1 protein-coding gene is annotated in these 1,642 nt (G+C 76.1%); it reads right to left on the reverse strand.

Going from position 1 to position 1,642, the window contains the following annotated elements; all coding sequences use genetic code 11:
* Positions 1 to 1,642 (reverse strand): amino acid adenylation domain-containing protein (locus tag VIB55_RS03860; protein WP_331875351.1); only part of this gene is annotated, 1,642 nt, incomplete at both ends.

Here is a 1,642-nt window from a genome sequence, read left to right on the forward strand (position 1 = left end):
ATCCACCCCCAGCACCTCCGCCCAGATCCCCGCCAGCACCTCCTCCGTGGGGGTGCGGGGCGCCACGTACGCGTCGGCGTGCCCGGCGGCGTCCGGCGCGGGGAGCGCCAGGCGGTCGACCTTGCCGCTCGGGGTCAGCGGGAAGGTGTCCAGCGCCACGAAGGCGCCCGGGACCATGGCGTCCGGGAGCCGCTCGCGCAGCCACGCCCGCAGCTGCGCCGCCTCCGGCCGCGCCATACCCTCCGCGGCCAGGTGGTAGGCCACCAGGCGGACGCCGCCGCTCCCGTCCGCGCGCGCCGCCACCACCGCCTCGCCCACGGCGGGGTGCGTGCGCAGCGCCGCCTCGATCTCCCCCGGCTCGATGCGGAAGCCGCGCACCTTGACCTGCTGGTCGATGCGACCCAGGTACTCCAGCTCGCCGGAGGCCAGCCACCGCGCCCGGTCCCCGGTGCGGTACATCCGCGCGCCCGCCTCCGGCGCGAGCGCATCCGGGACGAACCGCTCCGCCGTCAGCTCCGGCCGGCCGTGGTAGCCGCGCGCCGTTCCGGCCCCGCCCAGGCACAGCTCCCCCGCGACGCCCACCGGCGCCGGACCGCCCACCGGGTCCAGCACGTACGCCCGCGAGTTGGCCACCGGACGCCCGATGCGCACCCGCTCCGCCCCCGGCTCCACCGTACTCCAGGTGGAGTAGACGGTGTCCTCCGTGGGGCCGTACAGGTTCAGCACCCGCTCCGTCTCCGGGCGGGCGTACAGCTCCCGCGCCAGCCAGGCGGGAAGCGCCTCGCCGGCCAGGTTGAAGGCGCGCACGCTCTGCGGGATGCCGCCGGTGCGCAGCAGCTCGGCCGCCGCGCTGGGCACCGTCACCACCAGGCGCACGCCCTCCTCCGCCACGCGCGGCAGCTCCAGCACGCTCTCCACCAGCACCAGCGTGCCGCCCCAGCAGATCGTGCCGAAGACCTCGCCCACCGACACGTCGAAGGACACGGAGGTGGAGCCCAGCACGGCGGCGCGGTCCTCCGCGCGCACCACGTCGCGCAGGAAGTGCACGATCTGCGAGGCGCTGCGGTGCTCCACCTGCACGCCCTTGGGACGGCCGGTCGAGCCGGACGTGTACAGCACGTACGCCAGGTTGCCGGCCTCCACACCGCTTTCCGGCGCGTCGTCGGGCCGCGCCGCGATCCGCGCCGCTTCCGAGTCGACCAGCACCCGGTCGAGCCCCAGCGGCAGCCGCTCCGCGAGGCTCGCCTGGGTCACCACCACGGCCGCGCCCGCGTCCTCCAGCATGTACTCCAGGCGATCGGCCGGATAGGCGGGGTCCAGCGGCACGTAGGCGCCGCCGGCCTTGAGGATGCCCAGCATCGCCACCAGCATCTGCGGCGTGCGCTCCAGGCACAGACCCACCCGCGACTCGGAGCCGACGCCCAGCCCCTGGAGGTGGCGCGCCAGCCGGTTCGCGCTCCCCTCCAGCTCGGCGTACGTGGTCGTCCGGCCCGCGAAGCGGAGCGCGGGGGCATCCGGAGTGCGGGCCGCCTGCTCCGCGAACAGCTCGTGCAGGCAGCGCTCCGGGTAGGCTCGCTCCGTGGCGGTCCACTCCTCCAGCAGCTGCGCGCGCTCCGCCGGCAGGAGCAGCGGAACCTCCGCC

It is taken from the genome of Longimicrobium sp., assembly GCF_036554565.1.
Lineage (GTDB): Bacteria > Gemmatimonadota > Gemmatimonadetes > Longimicrobiales > Longimicrobiaceae > Longimicrobium.